The sequence below is a fragment of the Gorillibacterium sp. sgz306347 genome, from assembly GCF_059735245.1.
Genome location: NZ_JCAPET010000040.1, coordinates 1 through 20,366, shown reverse-complemented (window position 1 = coordinate 20,366; position 20,366 = coordinate 1). Strand labels below are relative to the sequence as shown.

The following is a 20,366-nucleotide window of genomic DNA, read 5'->3' as shown; positions in this document are numbered from 1 at the left end:
GAGCATGGAGTTATTGATTAAATCGTACAAAAAGGTGCATGATTACGGCGTTCTGGTCATGTTTCAGCACACCATCTTTTCGTTTGCGTTTGCGATTGTGTCCATGCTGCTGGCGGCGGACGGCATTCCTTCGTGGCGGACGCTGGCGATCATCCTGGTCACGCTGCTCGCAGCGCGGACCGGCGCCAATGCGCTGAACCGGGTGATCGACGCGGAAATTGACAAAAAAAACCCGCGCACGGCGGGGCGGCAAATTCCCCGGGGCGAAGTCGGCAGAAGGGAGGCGCTGCTGCTCGCCTGCGTCTGCTTTGTCATCACGGTGGCTGCGGCCCTGCTGCTCAATCCCTTGTGCGCGATTCTCGTGCTGCCCGCCGTGTTTTTTATGACGATCTATTCGTACACGAAGCGGTTTACCGCCTTCTGCCACCTGATTCTCGGCTTCACCTGCTCAATCGCCCCGGTGGGCGCCTGGCTGGCGATTACCGGGGAGTTCGCGTGGACGCCGATCTTCATGGCCGGCGCGAACATGTTCTGGGTGGCGGGCTTCGACATCATCTACGGCTCGCAGGATGTCCAGTTCGACCGGGCGAACGGCCTGCATTCCGTTCCGGCTTTGTTCGGCGTGCGGGACGCCCTGCTCATTTCGGGCCTTTTTCACGCCATCGCGGTGTTCTGCCTGTTTGTGGTCGGCTTCCTGAACCCCGAGCTCGGCTGGATTTATTACATCGGCGTGCTGTTCATCACGGCGCTCCTGATCCTGGAGCACAAGGTGGTCGGGCCGTACAGCCTGGAGCACGCGACCTTCGCGTCTTATAGCGTCAACGAAGTGGTCAGCATCGTGCTGCTTGTTTGCGGCACCGCCGACGTGTTTCTGGGCGGCGATTGGCTGCGCGCGCTGTTTTCTTGAGGCGCGTGAGGGCGTGAGCGGAGCCGAGGCGCGTAAGCCGGGGCGCGGAGCAGGGCGAGCAGCAAAGCGGCGCGGGGGCTGAGGCCGCGGAGAATCGCGGGCGCAGAAGCGGCGCGGGGGCTGAGGCCGCGGAGAATCGCGGGCGCAGAAGCGGCGCGGGGGCGNAAAGCGGCGCGGGGGCTGAGGCCGCGGAGAATCGCGGGCGCAGAAGCGGCGCGGGGGCGTGAGCGGAGCCGAAGCGCGTAAGCCGGGGCGTGGAGCAGGGCGAGCAGCAAAGCGGCGCGGGGGCCAAGGCGCGGAGAAGCCCGGCGATGATCCGTGCTAGCACAAGCCGCCGGTTGTCTTTGCCCCCAGAGACTGTTGGTGGACACTTTGCGAAACTTGTTCAAGCTATCGGGACGGCTCGGGCTGCGCTAACGGTTGCCACAGCGGCTATTTGCCCCAAAAAGAGGGGGTTGAAAATGTAACGGTTGCCACAGCGCTTATTTTCGTTTTTTAGCCTGATTTTGCCCGTTTTTCTCGAAATAAGCTCTGTGGCAACCGTTAGAGAAAAAATAAGGCGGTTTTGGCGCGAATAAGCTCTGTGGCAACCGTTAGCGTTGGCGCCGGTTTGAAGCGAAAAGCGGAAAGAATTCATATGCTTGCTCCATGTACAGGATGATGCCCATCGCAGTGACGCGAAGCGTTTGCTGTAGCCTGACTTTTCAACAACTCGCAACTTGTGCTTCTTTTCACCGGGGCGGCAACGGATGACCGGGGCTGACGGATAAGCACACAAATGTGCGGGTTCGATACGACATCGACTTTTTTGATCGGGTTTTCCGGCATACTTCATGATAAGCTTCTGCACCAACTACGGGCACGAGACATGGAACGGACGGCAGCAGGGCACGAAACATGGAACGGACTGCAGCAGGACACGAAACATAGACCAAACTGCGGGAAACGTAGAACGAACATGGAACGGCACCAAAAAAGATAGAAGCGGCACAATCAGGAACAAACCATAAAGAACGAATGGTGAATTGAATCAGACACGCTTTCCGGTACAAACCACAGGGAACTCAGCACGGATTCAACTACGGCTACGGCACGCTTTGCGGTACGAACTACGGATCAAATCGCAGGGACCACCTCTCGTGGTTGGATTCATGGTTCGCTCCCGGCACGTATGACGGAACGAGCCGATAGGAACCAATGGTAGATAGAAGCACCGCGATTTTGCCGGCCGAGGGCACCCTTACGTAACAACGACTCGACCCGGCCGGCGGCGTTCATCACCCCTCTCGTCGCTTCCCGAAATGAACCATGGAGCGCATCACAGGCGCACCGCCCTACTAAATGTACAAACGCATAGAAAAAGAGGAGAAACCCAACATGAAAAAAACAGCATGGCTTGCACTCATTCTGGTCGGCGCTTTGGCCGCCGGCTGCAGCTCTTCCAAAGGCGGGGCTTCCGGCGAAGCCGCCGAGGGAAGCGCCGCCGAGACGCCCGTCCTGTCGCTCGGCATGATGCCGGCCACGGACGAGATTCCGTTCATCATCGCCCACGAGCAGGGCTTTGACAGAAAACACGGCGTAACGCTCGACGTGCAGACGTTCAAAAGCGCCAAAGACCGCGACGCCGCGTTCCAGGCGGGCCGTCTGGACGGCGTGAGCGCCGACCTGGTCGCGGTGGCGATTTACAACCAGGCGGGCCTGGACGTCAAGGTCACAAGCACCACCGTCGGCGAGTTCAAGCTGCTGACCGGGAACGGCGAAGTCGGCGGCGTGGCGGACCTGAAAGGGAAATCGCTGATCTTCTCCAAAAACACCGCGACGGAATACGCCGTCGCCATGATGCTGAAGGAAGCGGGGCTGTCCGAAGGGGACGTGGAAGCCACGGAGGTGCCGCAGGTGCCCACCCGTCTGGAGTTGCTCAAGAACGGCAAAGCCGACGCGGCGATCCTGCCGGAGCCGTTTGTCACCATGGGCACGGCCGATGGGCTCCGCGTGCTGCACTCCACCTCGCAGCTCGGCATCAACCCGTTCGTCATCGGCTTCCCCGAGAAAACGATCCGGGAAAAAGAAGCCGCAATCAAAGCCATGTACGCCGCCTATAACGACGCAGTCGCCTATATGCAGGCCAACGACCAGTCCGTTTACATCGACCTGATCATCAAAACGGTAGGGTACCCGGAAACGCTGAAAGACGACATCGTGGTGCCGGAGTATACGCCCGCCAATCAGGTCAAGGAAGAGGATGTCGTCTCCGCTTTCGCCTGGGCAAAGGAAAAGGGCCTGCTGGAAAAAGACCTGTCTCCGAAAGAAGTGATGTCCGATGTCGGCGTCAAGCCGTAACGGTCTGGCCGTCCGGGACCTGACCGTCGATTACAGCGGCGGAGAACCTGCGCTCCGCGGGTTTTCCCTGCATGTGCCGGAAAATGCGATCTACGCCATCATCGGTCCCTCGGGCTGCGGAAAATCGACGCTGCTGCGCGCCGTCGCGGGCCTGCTCCCCGGTTACGGCGGGGAGATTCGCTTTAACGGCGGGCCGGTAAGCCCGCGGGAGACGCCCGTCGGCTGGGTGCCGCAGCATTACGGGCTGCTCCCCTGGAAGACGGTGCAGGCGAACATCCGCACCGCCTTGAATATCGCGCGGCCCGATCCGGCGTCCCGCCGCGGGCGCGACGAGGAAATCGGCGGCTGGCTGGCCGCGATGGGCATCGCCGGGCTCGCCCGCCGGTACCCGCTGTCCCTGAGCGGCGGACAGCAGCAGCGGGTGGCGATCGCCCGCGCCTTTGCGCTCCGGCCGAAGCTGCTTCTGCTGGACGAGCCGTTTTCCGCGCTCGACGCGATCACGCGGGAAGGCATCCAGCAGCTGTTTCTGGACAACTGGCGGGCGCATCCCGCCACGACGCTTTTCGTAACGCACGACGTGGAGGAAGCGGTGCTGCTTGGCGAAAAAATCGTCGTCATGCCCGCCGACAAAACCGCGCCCGCCGAGGTGCTGGACAATCCGGCGTTTTACGCCGAGGAGGCGGACAGGCGGGGCAGCGAAGTGTTTTTCCGGCAGACGACACGAATCCGAAAGGTTATGCAGGCCCTATGGTAAAGAAAAACAACTGGCGCCGCCGCCTCACGATCCTGTGGGTGTTTGCCGGCCTTAACGCGTTATGGTACATCGCCGCGCTTCTGATCGATCATTCCATGCTGCCCGGTCCGCTTACGGTTTACCGCACCGCTGGCCGGCTGCTGGGCGAAGGGCTGGCCGTGCATGCCGGCTACAGCCTTTACCGCGTCTTTGCCGGTTTGCTTATCGCGCTAGTGCTGGGCCTCCTGATCGGCCTCCTCATGGGCCGCTCGGCGCGGTGGAACAAGCTGCTCGACCCGGTCGTTTACCTGACGTACCCGATTCCCAAAATCGCCCTTTTGCCGGTCGCCATGCTTTTTCTCGGCCTCGGCGAAGCGTCCAAGATCTCGATGATCGTTCTGATCCTGCTGTTTCAGATCATCATTTCCGTCCGCGACGGGGTCAAGGCGATTCCGGCGCAGACGTACGACGTCATGAACAGCATCGGCGCCAGCCGGCTCGTTCAGTTCTGGCATGTGACGCTGCCCGGCGCGCTCGCGGTCATTCTGAGCACGATCCGCATATCGCTCGGAACCGCCATTTCGGTGCTTTTTTTCACCGAGATTTACGGCACGCAGTACGGCATCGGCTATTTCATCATGGACGCCTGGCTGCGCATCGATTACCCGGAGATGTATGCCGGCATTCTCGCGCTCAGCCTGATCGGCTTTTTGCTGTTTTTGCTGGTCGACCTGCTGGAAGCCGTTTTTATGAAATGGAGAGCGTGAAACAGGACACCCTGCCGGACAGGGGGTCCTTTTTGCATGGCACGGAAAACTTGCGTCCCGCTTCCAAAAGGGCGATGATGGACGGGGGAGACGCCAACCGGCAGCGGACAGCCGCAGAATGGGAGCCCGGATCCGACCCGCCGCAAAAGGAGAGAATGTCAGCTTATGCAAAGCAAAACGGTCAAAGAAACGCGCTGCTTCAAAATATCCCGCGTCTTCCCCACGGATGTGAACAACCACGATACGCTTTTCGGGGGCAAGCTGATGGCCTATATCGACGACATCGCCTCGATCTCGGCTGCGAAGCTGTGCCGGACGGCGGTCGTAACGGCCTCTGCGGATTCCGTTGATTTTTTGCTGCCGATCCGTCCCACCGATTCGGTGATGCTGGAGTCGTTCGTGACGTGGACGGGGAGAAGCTCGATGGAGGTGTTCGTGAAGGTGATCCGGGAAGACCTGCGGACCGGGGATCGGAAGATCGCCGCCACCTCGTTCCTCACCTTCGTGGCGATGGACGACGAGAACAAGCCGGTGCCCGTACCGGGCATCCTCCCCGAAACCGAAGAGGAAAAAAAGCTGTTCGAGACCGCTCCCTGCCGGGCCGAAACGCGCAAGCGGCGGCGCGAGGAGAGCAAGAGCTTCGCGGATTATCTGGTGACTGCGTATCCTTGGGAGTGAACCGGAAAGGAGACAGGCCATGAATCGGGAAGACTTGGACAAGGCAAAAAGGGCGCTGGAGGAAAAGACCGTCCGGCTGCCGGACGGAGCCGCCGTCCCTCGTCTCGGGCAGGGGACCTGGAACATGGGCGACGCCCCGTCGCGGCGGGACGAGGAGCTGCGGGCGCTTCGCCTGGGTATTGAACGGGGCATGACGCTGATCGACACGGCGGAAATGTACGGCGAAGGCCGTTCGGAGGAATTGGTCGGGGAAGCGGTTCGCGGCATGCGGGACGACGTTTTTCTCGTCTCCAAGGTGTACCCGCACAATGCGGGCGGAGAAAAGCTGGCGCGAAGCTGCGAACGCAGCCTGAAGCGGCTCGGAACCGACCGGCTCGACCTTTACCTGCTGCACTGGCGGGGAAGCATTCCGCTCGAAGAAACCGTGGACGGCATGGAAAAGCTGGTGCGGGAAGGGAAAATCGTACGCTGGGGCGTCTCCAATTTTGACGCGGACGACATGAACGAGCTTTTGCGTGTGCCGGGCGGAGCCCGCTGTGCGGTCAACCAGGTGCTGTATCACCTGGGCTCCCGCGGCATTGAGTTCGACCTTTTGCCGCTGCTGCGAAAGCATGGCATTCCCGCCATGGCGTACAGTCCGCTGGCGCAAGGCGGCTCCCTGCGGGAAGGGCTGGTTCGCCATCCGGCGGTGCGCGAAGTCGCCGCCCGGCACGGGATCAGCCCGCTGCAGGCGCTGCTCGCCTGGGCGCTGCGGTCGCCCGACATCATCGCCATTCCGAAAGCGTCCTCGGAAGTACATACCGCCGAAAACGCCCTGGCGGGCACAGTGTCTTTTCGCGAGGAAGAGCTTCGCTTGCTGGACGAAGCTTACCCTCCGCCGTCGCGCAAGGTTCCGCTGGACATCATTTAGGCTAAGCGGGCGGCGAACGGCAGGCGATTGGCGGGAGGCGGGCGGTTTGCCCGCTATGTTTTACCGGATGAATGATTTAGCATGGGGAGGAAAGACAGCGATGAGAGGAATCGTCAATCCGATCGTGCCGGGCTGGTACGCGGACCCGGAAGCGAGAACGTATGAAGGAAAGCACTGGATCTACGCCACCCGGTCGTTCACCGAATACACCGCGCAGCTCAACATCGACGCGTTCAGCTCGGAGGATCTGATCCATTGGGAGAAGCACGAAGGCATTATCGAAATGGCGGATTTTCCGTGGATGTGGCGGGCGGTTTGGGCCCCGACCATCATTGAGCACGGGGACAAGTATTACCTGATTTTTGCCACGAACGACATTCAGACGGACGACGAAAAAGGCGGACTGGAAATCGCGGTGGCGGACAACCCCGCCGGTCCGTTCCGGGGTTACCTGGGCCGGCCGCTGATCGACCGTTTCATTCACGGGGCCCAGCCGATCGACGCCCATCTGTTCAAGGATGACGACGGCGCCGTTTACTTGTACTACGGCGGGTGGGGGCACTGCAACGTGGCCCGGATGAACGACGACATGACCGGCTTCGTGCCGTTCGAGAACGGGGAAACCATCCGCTCCGTTACGCCGGACGGCTACGTCGAAGGCCCGTGCATGATCAAAAAAGACGGCCTGTATTACCTGATGTGGTCGATGGGCGGCTGGACGAACGGCACGTACTGCGTGGCGTACGGCGTGAGCGAAAGCCCGCTCGGCCCGTTCGCGAACAAAGGCACGATCCTGAAGCGCCAGGAGCCGATCGCGGAGGGACCGGGCCACCACGGCTACCTGCACTTGCCGGAAAGCGGCGAGTGGCTGATCGTGTATCACCGCCGGATCATCGGCGATCCGGAGCCGGGCAACCGGATGCTGTGCATCGACCGGCTGGACATAGGCGGCGGCGAAATCAAGCCGGTCACGATGACGAACGGCTGGTAAACGCGGCGTCCATGGATCGGCATCGCCGGGGAAAAACAGCGAAGATAGAAGTAACGTCCTGCGGCTGCGGGGCGTTTTTTTCGCTTCTTTATTTGCAAAAGGAATCTGCGGTACGATAATCAGCGGCGATTTCCGCAAAGTCGGGAGGACGCAACCGGGCGGGGGCTCACAATTTAACGCTGTCCACGTGCGGAGGAAACCGGCGCGAATTTGTTCATGTCTCGCGGCGAGGGAATCTGGCGGATTATACTAGGTACCTTTGCCCCGGTACGCAGAATCCTGCAAAAATGCAGTATTTTCAGGAGCAGGAAAGCCTTTTTTTCAGGAAAACTGCGATTATGCAGGATTATTTAACGGAAGGCGCCGGATGAAGCAAAAAAGACGGATAATACTGCAGAAACGCAGGATTCTCCACTCCGTTACTCCATTTGGTGCGTTAAATGATGCATATTTGCATTTTTCAAACCTATCGGGCTTCGTTGCGGCATTCGCTGGGCGGGGGACCGTAACTGTGAGGGATAGCGTGCAGCCCTCCAGCCTCCTTTTTTGCATGATAGCTTCCTCCTGCAACCCGGTTGCGATCGCCGCATATACAAGCAAGCCTACCCGTCTTCAAAGTAAAATGAAGGTCCCCTTCTACAATTAGATTGTGACTGTCGATAGCCAAATAAAGCCCAGTTGGTCCGGCGGTTTGCAGAATGCCGCTTTCTCCGACTCCCTCCAAGAGACCTCTGTCCAAATGCAGCTGCTTTTTCTGCCCAAACGCAATCGCCAATGTCAATAAGTCTTATTTTGTTGCCTTGTTTGCAGAGCTTGACGAAGCCGCCCGGCAAAGGGGGGGCGGGTTGTTTTTTGCTCGGGAGGCCGATGCACCGTTTGATTTTGCCGCCGGTTACGGGTTAAATGGAGAGAGAAGCTAGGAGAGATTTTCGCAAAGGAAAGGATACCGGCTATGAGCAAAAAAGTCGATTACCGGAGCATCGATTTTGGCGTGTTTTTGCCGATCGCAAACGGCGGCTGGATCATCTCGGAGACGGCTCCGCGGCTGGATGCCAGCTACAAGCAAAACCGGGCGGCCGCCGTGCTGGCCGAAGAGCTTGGCCTGGACTTTATCATGTCGATGGCCAAATGGCGCGGCTATGGGGGCGCAACCGATCATTGGGGCACCTCCCTGGAGTCGATGACCCTGATGGCTGCGCTGGCGGAGGCGACGTCCCGCGTCCGCATTTATGCGACGGTGCACACGCTTTTGTATCATCCGGCGGTCGCGGCCAAAATGTTCGCCACCCTCGACCACATCAGCGGCGGCCGGGCGGGGATGAACATCGTTTCGGGCTCGTACGAAGGCGAGTTTGCGCAGATGGGCATGTGGCCCGAGGACCTGGACCATGACGCGCGCTACGATCTGGCGGCCGAATGGATGCACGTGGTGAAACGCCTATGGACCGAAGAAAAGGTGACGCACAAAGGGGCGTTTTACGAGCTGAAGGACTGCGTGTCGAAACCGAAGCCCGTGCAGCAGCCGCGTCCGGCAATCATTTGCGCGGGCGCGTCCGACAAGGGCATGGGGTTTGCCATCGAGGCGGGCGACGCCTGCTTTGTCGGCGGTCGCGACCGCGAGGACCTGATGCGCGTGAGCCATCGGGCAAAGGAGCTCGCGGCGCAAAAGAACACGACGGTGAAAACCTACGCGATGTTCAGCATCGTGCCCGATCTGGACGGCGTCACGGCGGAGGAACGAAAGCGCCGCTACCAGGAAGGGGCGGACGCGGGAGCCATCGCGGGGCTGATGCGCAGCTACGGCTTGGAGCCTGACGGGCGTGAAAACGCCATGGTGGCAAGGGCCAAAAACGTCTTCATGAACACGACGCTGACAGGCGATGCGGATGAGATCGCGGACCAAATCCGCGCGATTATCGAGACGGCCGACCTGGACGGGATGATGCTCACCTTCCCCGATTATGAGGGAGACCTGCGCTTTTTCGGCGAGCGGGTGCTGCCCCGGCTGCGCGGCGGGGAGCGGTAGAAGCAGGACGGCTGCAAGCGGGGGAACCCCGAACGCGCAAGGCGTCATTTTGTCCCAAACTCAACCATCCGGCAAAAAAAAGGAGAGGAAAAGCATATGTCCAACATCGTGATCATCTCCGGCAGCCCCTCCGCTTCCTCGCGGCTTGACGGCCTGCTGAAGCACACCGTTTCCTACCTGGAGCAAAAAGGACAGCGCGTCCTCCACATCCGGGCGCGTGATCTGCCGGCCGAGGATCTGCTGCACGCCCGCTTCGACAGCCCGGCGATTCAGGAAGCGAACGCCCGGGTGGCCGAAGCGGACGGCGTCATCGTGGCGACCCCTGTCTACAAAGCGTCCTACACGGGCATCCTGAAGGCGTTTCTCGATCTTCTTCCGCAAAAAGGCCTGGAGAACAAAGTGTGCCTGCCCATCGCCATGGGCGGAACGCTGGCGCATCATTTGACGCTGGATTATGCGCTGAAGCCGCTTTTGTCCGTGTTGGGATCGAACCAGATTTTGACGGGGATGTTCGTGCTGGATACGCAGGTGAGCTGGAACGACGGGCGGGAGCTGGAGCTGCAGGAGGAGGTTCGCGTGCGGCACCTCAAGCGGCTGGAGCTTTTGCTGGCGGCGCTTGGCGGCGAAAAGGCGCCGAAGCAGATTCCGGAGCAGGCTTAAGGCGGAGCGTTCGGCTTTTGGAGTTGCTCTGTTGCGGCGGGCGCCGGGGGTTGTTCTTTTGGGGCGGACTGCCGGGCTGCCGATTCCGCAAGGCTGCCGGTGATGGAACCGCCGGAATGCAGAGTGCGGGCCGTTGCAAAAAGCCCCCCGGAGCGGACAGGGAAACCGGCCGCCCGCCCGTTCAGCAACTTTCCTCCGGGTTGTATCGTTTATTAGGGGTAATCCCCAACAAGCGATACAGGAGGACCTTACCCCATGAACAAACGTACCCGGACTTTTGCATACACCATTCTGTTTTCCGCCAGTGTTCTTGCGCTTGCGGCGTGCAGCAGCGGGCAGGAGGCGGACGAGTCCGCCTCGACCGCACCGGCGCCGACCGCTTCGGCTTCAGCCGATCCGTCCCCGTCCCCGTCTTCGGCAGCCAGCGCAGTGCCCGGTGGCGGACAAGCCACGGCAACCGCCACGGGCTCGCCGGAGGGTTCGCCCGCCCCGTCGGCCTCCGCTCCAGCCTCCGCTTCTTCGCCTGCGCCAGCCGCAAGCGCCGGGCCTTCGGACGCCGCCGCCCTTTTGCAGAACCTGCGTGATCAGGCAAAGCAGGGCGCGGTGCCGGGCATCCCGTTCGACGCGCATACCGGCCAGATCGACGAAGTAATGGAAGCCTGGGGCGAAGCGGACCTGCAGGAAACCGCGGGCAAAGGCATATACGCCACCTACAAAAGCCACAACGCGGTTTTCGGCTTTAACAAAGGAAGCCAAATTTACGACGTCCGGTCCAGCGCCCCGGAGCTGCAGCAGCTGACGCTCGCCCAGATCGAGAAAACACTTGGCAAAGCGGACGATGTCACGGAAAATGGGGACGATAAGATTTACATTTATCAAGTTAACGAGGAGTTTCAATTAAAATTCATTATTCCGGAATCAAAAGGCAAGGTCGATCACATTTCCGTTTATGCGCCCGGCAAAGTGGGGCGGAACAACATGGCAGGCTGACGGCGGAAAGAAGCTCTCCCGTTACAAGCGGGAAGGCAAAAAGGCGGACCTGCCGGGTTGGTTGCCGGACGGGAAGGAAAGTTGACCCATCATGACGATTGAAACGGTATTGTTTGTGGTGTACACCAAAGAACCCGAAAGAGCAAAGCAATTCTACCAAACGGTTTTGGGTACGGCTCCGGTGCTGGATGCGCCCGGCATGACGGAATTTCGCATCGGAGAGCGGACCAAGCTGGGTATCATGCCGGGCGACGGCATCGTCCGCGTGCTGGAAAACCGCGTCGCCAATCCGAACAGTCTGGGGGATGCGCCCCGATGCGAGCTTTACCTGTATGTCGACGAGCCGGACGTTTACTTCGCCCGGGCTCTTGCGGCAGGCGCCGCGGAAATCAGCGCCGGCAAGGTCCGGGGCTGGGGCGATTACGCCGCGTATTGCGCCGATTTTGACGGCAATCTGATCGCTTTTGCAAAAGCGCCCAGCGAATCATAACCCTTGCCGAAAACCGGAAACGACGAAATTGGAAGCAATAAGGTCAAAAAAGGTCAAATATTTTGTTTGGCCTTTTTTTCTTTGCCTACTGGCGGATAACGGCCGAAAACGGCGGTTTTCGGAGAATAACCGGTTTTGAAGCTTTTTGGGGAGCGGACTATAATGAAACCGTAAGGTCAAACAAGGTCAAAGTCAAAGAAAGGAGAATGGAAGATGTTTGGTCTGGTACCGTTTGGAAAAAGCCGGGAAGATGGGTTTGGCCAGCTGGCGAAGTCGTTTCAGGATTGGTTTGGCGACGATTTCTTCGCGCCCATGCGCAGCGCCACGTTGTCCTTCCGCACGGACATCCGCGAAACGGACAAAGCGTACGTGGTAGAAGCCGAGCTGCCGGGCTTCCGCAAGAATGACATCGACATCGACTATGCCAGCCCCTATTTGACAATCAAGGCCGTTCGCAAGGAAGAAGAAAACACCGAAAACGACAAGCAGCAAATCGTTCGCCGGGAACGCCGTTACGGCGAATACGTCCGCCGCTTCTATGTCCAGGACATCGAGGAGGAGGGCATCAAAGCCTCCCTGAAAAACGGCCTGCTCACCCTGGAGGTGCCGAAACGGCAAACCCCCGTCCCCGACAAGCGCCGGATCGAAATCGACGGGGAGTAACGGTTCAGTGTGAGGGATATAGCGATAGAGAACACAAATTTCTCTCCTGATTCTCTTACTTTGAACATCATTCAGACGACAAGCCGCATCCGAGTAGCAACCTAACTTTATAACTCTGTTCCCACCGACAGCTGCCGTAAGACGAGCCGCTTAGGGAGCAGAGTTTTTCTTTGCCACCAAAAAGCCAAATCCAGTCTATTGTTCCCAAGGATTAACAGTGTTATAATTTCATATAGATAACAGTTTATTACATATAGAACAATGCGGATAGGATCTTTTTGCGGCAACAAGGAGGATTGGGATGGCAATCTTTTGCGAGCCTGTTCAACAAGAGGCGGAGCAGAGAATAAGAGCCCTCATCGTGGAAGAAATCGAGAAGCAAGGCCATACGCTGGGCAGCTTCTCCAAGCTGCACAGCATTAACCGGGGGTCGCTCAGCGCCGTTTTTAACCGGTATCCCCCGAAAGCAATCCCGATCGCTCTGCTGGAGCAAATCGGACAGGCTCTGTCGATGCCTCCGGACTGGCTGTACCGGGAGTACGTGGAGGAATGCTTCCACGGCGGGCAGATTCATTGGAGACGCATCAAAGCGTTTTTGCTTCGCTGCATCGAGCTGAACCGGATGGACCTGGTGAAGCCGGTGCTGTTCAAGGTGATGGAGGAGCCGAACCGGCTCCATGAGATTTTTGCGCTTGGGGAAGAGTTGTATGAGTCGGGGCAGCGGAAAGAAGCGGTGCCGTTCTATGAATGCGTGGTGGAAAATGAAATCAAGCAGCATTCGGAACGCATGGCGGTGAGCCAGTACCGGCTTTTTCGGACACGGATCGGCTTGAATCTGGAGGCGAACAAGGAAGCGGCGCTGCAGTTTGCACCCTACCGGAACCGCCTGCCGGAGGAGTACCAACTCGACGCTCTGCTGCATTTAACGAACGTGTATTACACGCTGCAGGAATGGGAGAACGTAAAGACGGTTTCCAACGAGATGCATACCGTGGCCGTTAGCTTTCTGCGGCAGCGGCAGGGAACCGGGCGGAAGAAGAACGTCCCCGCTCCGGGAATGGAACGACCCCTGGTCAAATACTTCGGACAAAGTTTTTTGTTTCAGGGAAATGCGCTGGAAAGACAAGGATGTTTTGAGCAGGCTCTGACGTATATTCCCTTCTATGAGGATTTGAGCGGTTTTCCGGATCTGGATGAGGAGGGAAGGAAAGAAGTCGAGCGGTTCCGCATGTTTGCACACGCCAACCGGCTCAATCTCCAGCTCTTGCTGGGCCGTTTTGAGGCGCTGCCCGATTACGTAGCCTTGCTGGACGGAAACCCGTCCGAGGTGTTGTCCGGTCTGACGACCATTCTGAAAGCAGCGAATTGGCATGGCCGAAACGTGGACCGGGAGCTGGACCATTTTGCGGCTTATCTGGCGGAATGGAAGCAAGGAAGCCAGGAGGAAGACGGGGTGTACCCCAACTATTTTATGGTGGAGCGCCGGGGAAACCTGTTTTTTCAATGGGCCCTCTATTCAATCGGCCAAGGAAGGGCCGAGGAGGGCATCGGCTGTTTGCTGCAAGCCCTGCGCCTTTACATCGCCCTGAACAAACCGGATTTTACCGTAGCCTGCACGGCCTGGTTCGAGAAGGTGCGCCGGCAGGCGACGGATGAACAGCTAACGCAATACGAGACCATAATGGAGGGGGTGATTACCCATGCGGAAAATAACGCTGTCGCTGCTCTTCGTCGTTACGATTAGCTTGGCAGGCGGTGCCTTCTTCCAACCTGCCGGACCTTCGACGGGAGGAATCTCGACTCTGGCTGACCATGGAGCGGGAAGCTGAGCAAACGGGTTTAAAGCGGGTCTTGGAGGCGGTTCTCGCAAAGGGCCGTTCCAAAGAAGAAACATTGCCGATGCGGCGATCGTTTTCCGGTTTTCTGCCGGAGCGGTTGCCGCGTTTTTTTTCGGTGGATCGAGTATTGCAGGAAAACGAACAACTCCTTGGGCGTTCACCCATCCTCCCATGGCTGCGTATCTTGAATCAAAAGGCAAGGGGAGAGGAGATTTCCATGGGGTACTATGTCAAGGCGGCGTCCGATGTAAAGCTTTACGTGAAGGACGTCAACCCGCACGGAGAAAAAGGTACGGGCGGCCCGACGCTTTTATTTGTGCACGGTTGGCCGCTCAGCAGCCGGGTGTTTGAATACCAGTACAACGTGCTTGCCGCCCGGGGCTGCCGGTGTATCGGCATCGACCTGCGGGGCTTCGGCAAGTCGGATAAACCTTGGGGAGATTACAGCTACGACCGGATGGCCGACGACATCCGCGCGGTCATCGACACGCTGGGGCTCCGCGATCTGACCCTCGTCGGCCACTCCTTCGGGGGTGGCTGCTCCGTCAGGTACATGAGCCGTCACAACGGGCATGGGGTGTCCCGCCTTGTTTTGCTCGGCGCGACGCCGCCCAGCCTGACGCAGCAGCCGAATTTTCCTTACGGGCAGACCAAAGAGGCGGTGACCGAGCTGGTCGATCAGACGCTGAACGACCGGCCGGGCATGCTGAAGGGGCTGGAAGCGCTGTTCTTTTTCCAAAATGTATCGGATTCGCTGAAGCAGTGGTTTTTCGACATCGGGCTCGAAGCCGCCGGCTTCGCCACGGCGGAGGTAGCCCGGACGTTCCGGGACGAAACGCTGTTCGCGGATTTGCCCCGCGTCCAGGTGCCGACACTCGTTCTTCACGGCATTCACGACAAGGTCTGCTACCCGGCCCTCGGCGCAGCGCAAAAACAGCTGATTCCGAACAGCCGGCTGGTCTGGCTGGAGTTCAGCGGGCACGCGCTTTTCTACGAGCAGCGGGACAAGGTTAACGCGGAAATTTTGCGGTTTATCGAGCTGGCTTGAAAAGATAAGGGGGACGGGGGCGCTGTTTCGTGTTAGCCAAATTCGCCTTGTCGTGCAACAAGAACGAAAAAACGCGCTATTTTGCCAAGAGAAACATTTCCCCGGAAATAGCGCTAAAAAACCGCACTAATTTTGGCTGGCGCTATAAAAACAGCGGCCTTTTGACGAGGCGCCCCGAATTAGCGATAAATTTTGCTGCTAATCGGGCGGAGAGAGCAGGCCGGGGGCTAGGCCGCAGAAGCCCCCGCATCCCCGCGCCCGCCCGGGCCTATTCTCCGGTGGCCAGGCGGTGCAAAAAGGCCAGCTTCCGCCAGGTGTCCCGCGCCAGCTCCTCGAAGCGTTCCGGCGCCATCCGTACGGCCTCCGCTTTGGGGAGCGGGAGGCCGACCATCAGCTCGCCGTTTTTGTTGTGGCGCAGCCGCAGGATCAGCTCCTCCAGTTCCTCGTCCGTGAGCTTGGCGAGCGGCGTTCCTTCCGGCTTGGTGTGGTCCCTGTACCAGTGGTAGCCGTCGGGGATTGCGGAACGCACCTCGTTCAGCCGTTCGAGGAGCCGGCCGGCAAACGCCGCCTTGCCGGGCGCTTCGTAGATCATTCCCCATTGGATCAAAGCATGGGTCGGCCAGACCGCAAGCTGGAAATGGGGCAGCATTTTGTAGCCCCGCTTGTTGGCGGCAAACGCCACCCAGCTGTCGGCGGGCGGGTTGGCGGTCCGTCTCGCGTGCCTGGCGACGTGGACGAACATTTCGCTTCCGGTGATGTCGCGAAGCTCGGGCGCCAGGTCTTCCCCAAGCGCGGCGAATTTCGGCTGCAGCCGGCCGGCGAGCGCCTTCATGCGTTCCTCCAGCCCTTCCACAAGAAACACCTCAAAATCTTTTTCGTCAAATCCGGTAAAAAGCATGTCCGCTCGGCTCTCCGTTCGCTTGGTTTTTTAAAAAACGGCCCGATCCAACAATCAGGCTTATGCAGATTTGCCATGTTCCGAAGGGTCCGTATATAATATAAAGTAATCTTTATACCCAAAAGGAGGTGGCGAAGACAATGGACGATGAGCCGGGGGAAACGGGCGACAGTACCAAAAAGCAATGGGTTTGGCATCAAACCGCAATCGGCGGAAAAACAAGGTTTTATCCCCGCAATTGAGTTTGTCCCGGGTGGACGCTTTAGGATTCATAAAAAACTCATGCAATAACTAACGGAGGATGAAACAACTTGTTAACCGGTATATTGGTTTTGATCGTACTCATTGTTTTGAATGCTTTTTTTGCGGCATCCGAAATCGCGCTGATTTCGCTGAATGACAATAAAGTCAAAGCGATGGCCGAAGCGGGCCACAAAAAAGCGAAATTGTTGCAATCCCTTTTGAGCGAACCGAGCCGTTTCTTGGCTACCATCCAAATCGGCATCACCCTCGCCGGTTTTCTGGCGAGTGCCTTTGCCGCCGAAAGCTTTGCGGGCGAACTGGCGGGCGCTCTTGTGGCCATGGGGGTTCCCCTTTCGGAATCCTTGCTGCACACGCTGTCCGTCGTCGTGATTACGCTGATTCTGTCTTACTTTACGCTCGTGCTGGGCGAGCTCGTTCCGAAACGCGTGGCGATGAAGAAGTCCGAAGCGATCGCCATGATGGCCGCTACTCCGCTAACCTTGCTCTCCAAGATTACCTCTCCGTTCGTCAAGCTGCTGACCGGCTCCACCAATATTCTGGTCCGCATGTTCGGGGTTGACCCCAACGAGAACACGGAAGAAGTGACCGAAGAGGAAATCCGCATGATGGTGGAGGTCGGCAACGAGAACGGAACCATCCAGGAAGCCGAGCGGATGATGATCAACAACATTTTTGAGTTTGACAATAAAACGGTTTCCGACATCATGACCCACCGTAAAAATGTAGTGGCGCTGCCGCTCGACATGACGCTGCCGGAGCTGGCCAAGCTGATCAACTTCGAGCAGTACACCCGTTTTCCCGTTTACGAGAAAAACATCGACGCCGTAGTGGGCATTCTGCATGTCAAAGACCTGCTGCCCTACCTGGATCGGGAGAACAGCCAGGCGTTCAGCCTGAAAGAGCTGATCCGCACGCCTTATTTTATCCCCACCTTCAAGCGCACCGACGAGCTGTTTAAAGAACTGCAGCTGAACAAGGTGCACATGGCCGTAGCGGTCGATGAATACGGCGGCACCGCCGGAATCGTCACCATCGAGGATCTGCTGGAGGAAATCGTCGGCAACATCTTCGACGAATACGACGAAGAGGAAAAGGAATTCGAGAAGCTTGACGAGCGGACCTATCTGGCAAGCGGGACGATGAGCCTGCGCGTGCTGAAGGATATTCTCGAAATCGAATTCCCGCTGGAGGAATACGATACGCTGAGCGGATTTTTGATCGGTCAGCTGGGCCGCTTCCCGCAGCGCGGCGAAAACCCGGTTGTGGAGTACGCAGACCAGGTATTCCAGGTGCAGGAGGTTGACCAGAAGCGGATCAGCAAGGTGAGAATCACCATCCCCGAGCGGGAATCGGCCGCTTCTCCGAACGAAGAATAAAGAAGGCGGCAACAAACGAACCTTTACCTGAACAGCCGTTTTGCGGTAGGCCGGCACGCCGGTTCTCCGCAAGCCGGCTTTTTGGTTTGCGGGCATAGCGGTTAACGGGACCGGCAAAAGGAGACGCCCCGCCCGGAGAGTAAAGCCCGCTGCCTTGGGCAAGCCTAGAAGCAAAAAGGAGGGCTTGACTCAGATGGAACAGGCGAAAACCAAAACGGCCGTGATCACGGGAGCGGCGGGCGGCATCGGACAAGCGCTGGCGAAACGGCTGGCGGAACGGAAGCTGAATCTGGTGCTGGTGGATTTAAAGGAAGAGGAGCTGCAAAAGGTCCGGACGGAGCTGGGGCTGACGGATGCCCAATGTTTGCTGGCGGCGGCGGACGTTTCCAAGGAAGAAGACGTGCAAAGCTATGTCCGCCAAGCCGTCGAGCGCTTTGGCACCCTCGATTATTTTGCCAATAACGCCGGGATCGAAGGACCGTCGGGCCTGATTGAAGAGCAGGACGTGCAGGCGTTCGACCGGGTGTATCAGGTCAATGTGCGCGGCGTTTTTCTCGGCATGCATTATGTGATCCCCGTGATGAAAAAGCAAAAGTCCGGCGCCATCCTCAACACGTCTTCTTTGTCCGGCGTCATGGGTTCTCCTAATCTGGCCCCTTACATCATGTCCAAGCATGCCGTCGTGGGGCTTACCCGGACGGCCGCCAATGAAACGACGCCCTACGGCATCCGGGTCAACGCAGTGCTTCCGGGTCCGATCAACACGGCGATGATGCGGCGGATGGCCGAGCATTCGGGCAACCCGGATATTTTCCGGGAGTCGAACGAGGCTACGATCCCGATGGGCCGCTACGGGGAGCCGGAAGAGGTGGCGGCGGTGATGAATTTTTTGCTGTCCGACGATGCGTCTTATGTTACTGGCTCGTTGTATACGGTAGACGGCGGGATGTTTGATCAGTAAAGGGAAGGGGCTGCGCCCGCGGGGAGACCCGTTTCGGAATCTCTTCCCGGGCGCGTCCGGCTAAAGCGGGAAGGAAAACGTCCCTTGGGCCATCCGGGCTCGAGCAGGGAGACCTGATCGGGAAAACGGAAGGCTGGGGGGCGTTTTTTATAGGTCCAAAAGGTATGCGGTTCGGAAAAAGTCGCTGACGCTGTTCGTCTGCGGCCCAAGCGCAGGGTTGCGGGAAAGAAATGGCCGTTTGGGGGCACACTCTTTCTTTTACTTCTTGGGCACTTCTTTATGCCGGTTTGTGGTAGACTGTAAGTAATTGGAAGTATCGGAAAGGCAGATCGGAGCTTTTCTGTCGGAAAGCCGGGGGCGGCTTGCGCAGGAAGACGGGAGCGGACGGGGGAAACAGAAATGACGGTCGAGGTGTGGGCGCTGCGGATCGACCCGGCGCTGACGGAGGAAAAGTATGAACGCATGCTGGCGCGGGTGTCGCCCGAGCGGCGCGATAAAGCGGCGCGGTTCCGCAGGAGGGAGGATGCGCTCCGCTGCGTGGCGGGGGAATGGCTTCTGCGCAAACGGCTGGGGGACAAGTACGGGATGAGCGGCGCGGAAATCGCTTTTTCCTACAACGCCTATGGAAAGCCGGAGCTGGCGGGCGGCGGGGGAGAATGCTTTAACCTTTCCCATTCCGGCTGCTGGGTCGTTGCGGCCTTTTCGCAAGCGCAGGTTGGCGTGGACATCGAAGAGATAGGCGAAGCACGAATGGAGATTGCCCGCCGTTTTTTTGCGCCTTCCGAGGCGGAGGAGCTGCTTCGTTTGCCGGAGGCCGAACGGCTGGAGCGCTTTTACCTTTTGTGGACCTGCAAGGAGAGCTATATCAAGGCGGTGGGAAAGGGGTTGTCGCTTCCGCTGCATTCCTTTGCGGTGGAGGTGGAACAGGAGGGACGGGTCCGGCTGGTTCCGGAATCTCCTTTTTCCGTGCGGGCCATGCGCTTTGGAGGGAACTACCGGCTCGCGGTATGCGCGCTGGAGCCGTTGGACGGGCTGGAGCTTGCGGAGATCAGTCTGGAGGGGTTGGAATAGGAATCTCCGCTAAAAAACAACCCTTCGGTTTTTGCCGAAGGGTTGTTTGGCGCGAACAGGCGCGTAGGGTCAGGAAGAGAACCGGAATATGAAAAGCGTTACGTCAAGCGATTGATCGACCAGACGCTGCCCGGGCCGCCGCCGCCAATGTTCAGCGGGATGGTCAAGCCGCTGGCTTCGTAGAACAAGCCGATGGTATCCCCGGCATTCAGCTCCACTTCGCCGGCAAGCGTCACCGTGCCGTTTCCGAGAATAGCCCGCAAGGTAAGCACCAGGGCCACGTTGACGTTCAGGATGGGGAAGAAGCCCGAAATCAGGTCGGTCGGCGTCGGAGTAAGGCGGCGCACCTCCAGGGCGGGGTCGACACCTGCACCAAGAGAGATTGTGATCGCCGCTGTGGTGCTGAAGTTAACTGTCGCCTCGATGTTATAGCGTCCCGTTGCGGGAACGGTGTAAATCCCCGTGGTCGGGTTGAAGTTGGGAGTAGTGAAGTAAGGAGGGGCCACCAAAAAGCCGGTAAGCTGCGTGCTGGCGGCTGTGGAGAAGGTCGGCAGGAAAGCCGAGAAGCCCTCTGCAAGCACGGTCGCCCCTGCGGCGCCCGTGGCACCGGTAGCGCCGGTGGCACCCGGGTCGCCAGCAGCGCCGGGTGCGCCCGTAGCGCCGGTGGCGCCGGTAGCGCCGGGTGCGCCGGTGGCCCCTGTAGCGCCGGGAGCGCCGGTGGCCCCCGTAGCGCCGGAAGCGCCGGTGGCGCCCGT

18 protein-coding genes and 1 pseudogene are annotated in these 20,366 nt (G+C 59.0%); 17 read left to right on the top strand and 2 right to left on the bottom strand.

Annotation, left to right across the window (positions count from 1 at the left end; translation table 11 throughout):
• Window positions 1–4: 4 nt before the first annotated feature.
• The 14 genes from AC6I6H_RS17905 (at window position 5) to AC6I6H_RS17840 (ending at window position 15,041) form a co-directional block, all read left to right on the top strand.
• Window positions 5–907: a 4-hydroxybenzoate octaprenyltransferase gene (locus AC6I6H_RS17905; protein ID WP_497955366.1), complete on the top strand. Its 903-nt coding sequence runs from the start codon at window positions 5–7 to the stop codon at window positions 905–907.
• Window positions 908–2,284: 1,377 nt separating this feature from the next.
• Window positions 2,285–3,247 (top strand): ABC transporter substrate-binding protein, encoded by a 963-nt coding sequence (locus tag AC6I6H_RS17900; RefSeq protein ID WP_497955365.1) that lies wholly within the window; start codon window positions 2,285–2,287, stop codon window positions 3,245–3,247.
• Complete coding sequence (locus AC6I6H_RS17895; RefSeq protein ID WP_497955364.1) at window positions 3,228–4,001, top strand: ABC transporter ATP-binding protein; 774 nt, start codon at window positions 3,228–3,230, stop codon at window positions 3,999–4,001. Before AC6I6H_RS17900 ends, AC6I6H_RS17895 begins: the two co-directional genes overlap by 20 nt.
• Window positions 3,995–4,747: an ABC transporter permease gene (locus AC6I6H_RS17890; RefSeq protein ID WP_497955363.1), complete on the top strand. Its 753-nt coding sequence runs from the start codon at window positions 3,995–3,997 to the stop codon at window positions 4,745–4,747. The genes AC6I6H_RS17895 and AC6I6H_RS17890 overlap by 7 nt, the downstream gene beginning before the upstream one ends.
• Window positions 4,748–4,912: 165 nt before the next feature.
• Window positions 4,913–5,425: an acyl-CoA thioesterase gene (locus AC6I6H_RS17885; RefSeq protein ID WP_497955362.1), complete on the top strand. Its 513-nt coding sequence runs from the start codon at window positions 4,913–4,915 to the stop codon at window positions 5,423–5,425.
• A 19-nt stretch (window positions 5,426–5,444) separates the two neighbouring features.
• Window positions 5,445–6,335, top strand: coding sequence for an aldo/keto reductase (locus tag AC6I6H_RS17880; RefSeq protein WP_497955361.1), 891 nt, complete (start codon window positions 5,445–5,447; stop codon window positions 6,333–6,335).
• Window positions 6,336–6,435: 100 nt separating this feature from the next.
• Window positions 6,436–7,326, top strand: coding sequence for a glycoside hydrolase family 43 protein (locus AC6I6H_RS17875; protein WP_497955360.1), 891 nt, complete (start codon window positions 6,436–6,438; stop codon window positions 7,324–7,326).
• Between the two features lie 952 nt (window positions 7,327–8,278).
• A complete protein-coding gene (locus AC6I6H_RS17870) occupies window positions 8,279–9,352 on the top strand; it encodes an LLM class flavin-dependent oxidoreductase (RefSeq protein ID WP_497955359.1) in 1,074 nt (357 codons plus the stop codon).
• Window positions 9,353–9,448: 96 nt separating this feature from the next.
• Window positions 9,449–10,012: an NADPH-dependent FMN reductase gene (ssuE, locus tag AC6I6H_RS17865; RefSeq protein ID WP_497955358.1), complete on the top strand. Its 564-nt coding sequence runs from the start codon at window positions 9,449–9,451 to the stop codon at window positions 10,010–10,012.
• Between the two features lie 255 nt (window positions 10,013–10,267).
• Window positions 10,268–11,002 carry a YjgB family protein gene (locus AC6I6H_RS17860; RefSeq protein ID WP_497955357.1) on the top strand — a complete coding sequence of 245 codons (735 nt, stop codon included), beginning with the start codon at window positions 10,268–10,270 and terminating at the stop codon, window positions 11,000–11,002.
• A gap of 91 nt (window positions 11,003–11,093) precedes the next feature.
• On the top strand, window positions 11,094–11,492 hold the full coding sequence (locus tag AC6I6H_RS17855; protein ID WP_497955356.1) for a VOC family protein: 399 nt from the start codon (window positions 11,094–11,096) through the stop codon (window positions 11,490–11,492).
• A gap of 213 nt (window positions 11,493–11,705) precedes the next feature.
• Window positions 11,706–12,155: an Hsp20/alpha crystallin family protein gene (locus tag AC6I6H_RS17850; protein ID WP_497955355.1), complete on the top strand. Its 450-nt coding sequence runs from the start codon at window positions 11,706–11,708 to the stop codon at window positions 12,153–12,155.
• 301 nt (window positions 12,156–12,456) lie between these two features.
• Window positions 12,457–13,899 (top strand): DNA-binding protein, encoded by a 1,443-nt coding sequence (locus tag AC6I6H_RS17845; RefSeq protein ID WP_497955354.1) that lies wholly within the window; start codon window positions 12,457–12,459, stop codon window positions 13,897–13,899.
• 311 nt (window positions 13,900–14,210) lie between these two features.
• The gene (locus tag AC6I6H_RS17840) at window positions 14,211–15,041 is read left to right on the top strand and encodes an alpha/beta fold hydrolase (RefSeq protein ID WP_497955353.1); all 831 of its coding nucleotides are present in this window, start codon (window positions 14,211–14,213) and stop codon (window positions 15,039–15,041) included.
• 268 nt (window positions 15,042–15,309) lie between these two features.
• Here AC6I6H_RS17840 and AC6I6H_RS17835 read toward each other — a convergent pair whose 3' ends face one another.
• A complete protein-coding gene (locus tag AC6I6H_RS17835) occupies window positions 15,310–15,939 on the bottom strand; it encodes a DUF1054 family protein (protein ID WP_497955352.1) in 630 nt (209 codons plus the stop codon).
• Between the two features lie 311 nt (window positions 15,940–16,250).
• Here AC6I6H_RS17835 and AC6I6H_RS17830 point away from each other — a divergent pair, with 311 nt between their 5' ends.
• The 3 genes from AC6I6H_RS17830 to AC6I6H_RS17820 all read left to right on the top strand — a co-directional run bounded on the left by AC6I6H_RS17830 (window position 16,251) and on the right by AC6I6H_RS17820 (window position 19,611).
• Window positions 16,251–17,579 carry a hemolysin family protein gene (locus tag AC6I6H_RS17830; RefSeq protein ID WP_497955351.1) on the top strand — a complete coding sequence of 443 codons (1,329 nt, stop codon included), beginning with the start codon at window positions 16,251–16,253 and terminating at the stop codon, window positions 17,577–17,579.
• A 193-nt stretch (window positions 17,580–17,772) separates the two neighbouring features.
• Complete coding sequence (locus AC6I6H_RS17825; protein ID WP_497955350.1) at window positions 17,773–18,540, top strand: SDR family NAD(P)-dependent oxidoreductase; 768 nt, start codon at window positions 17,773–17,775, stop codon at window positions 18,538–18,540.
• A gap of 399 nt (window positions 18,541–18,939) precedes the next feature.
• Window positions 18,940–19,611 (top strand): 4'-phosphopantetheinyl transferase family protein, encoded by a 672-nt coding sequence (locus AC6I6H_RS17820; RefSeq protein WP_497955349.1) that lies wholly within the window; start codon window positions 18,940–18,942, stop codon window positions 19,609–19,611.
• A 98-nt stretch (window positions 19,612–19,709) separates the two neighbouring features.
• Here the strand turns inward: AC6I6H_RS17820 and AC6I6H_RS17815 are convergent.
• Window positions 19,710–20,366, bottom strand: a pseudogene (locus AC6I6H_RS17815) (collagen-like protein); the annotation flags it as partial.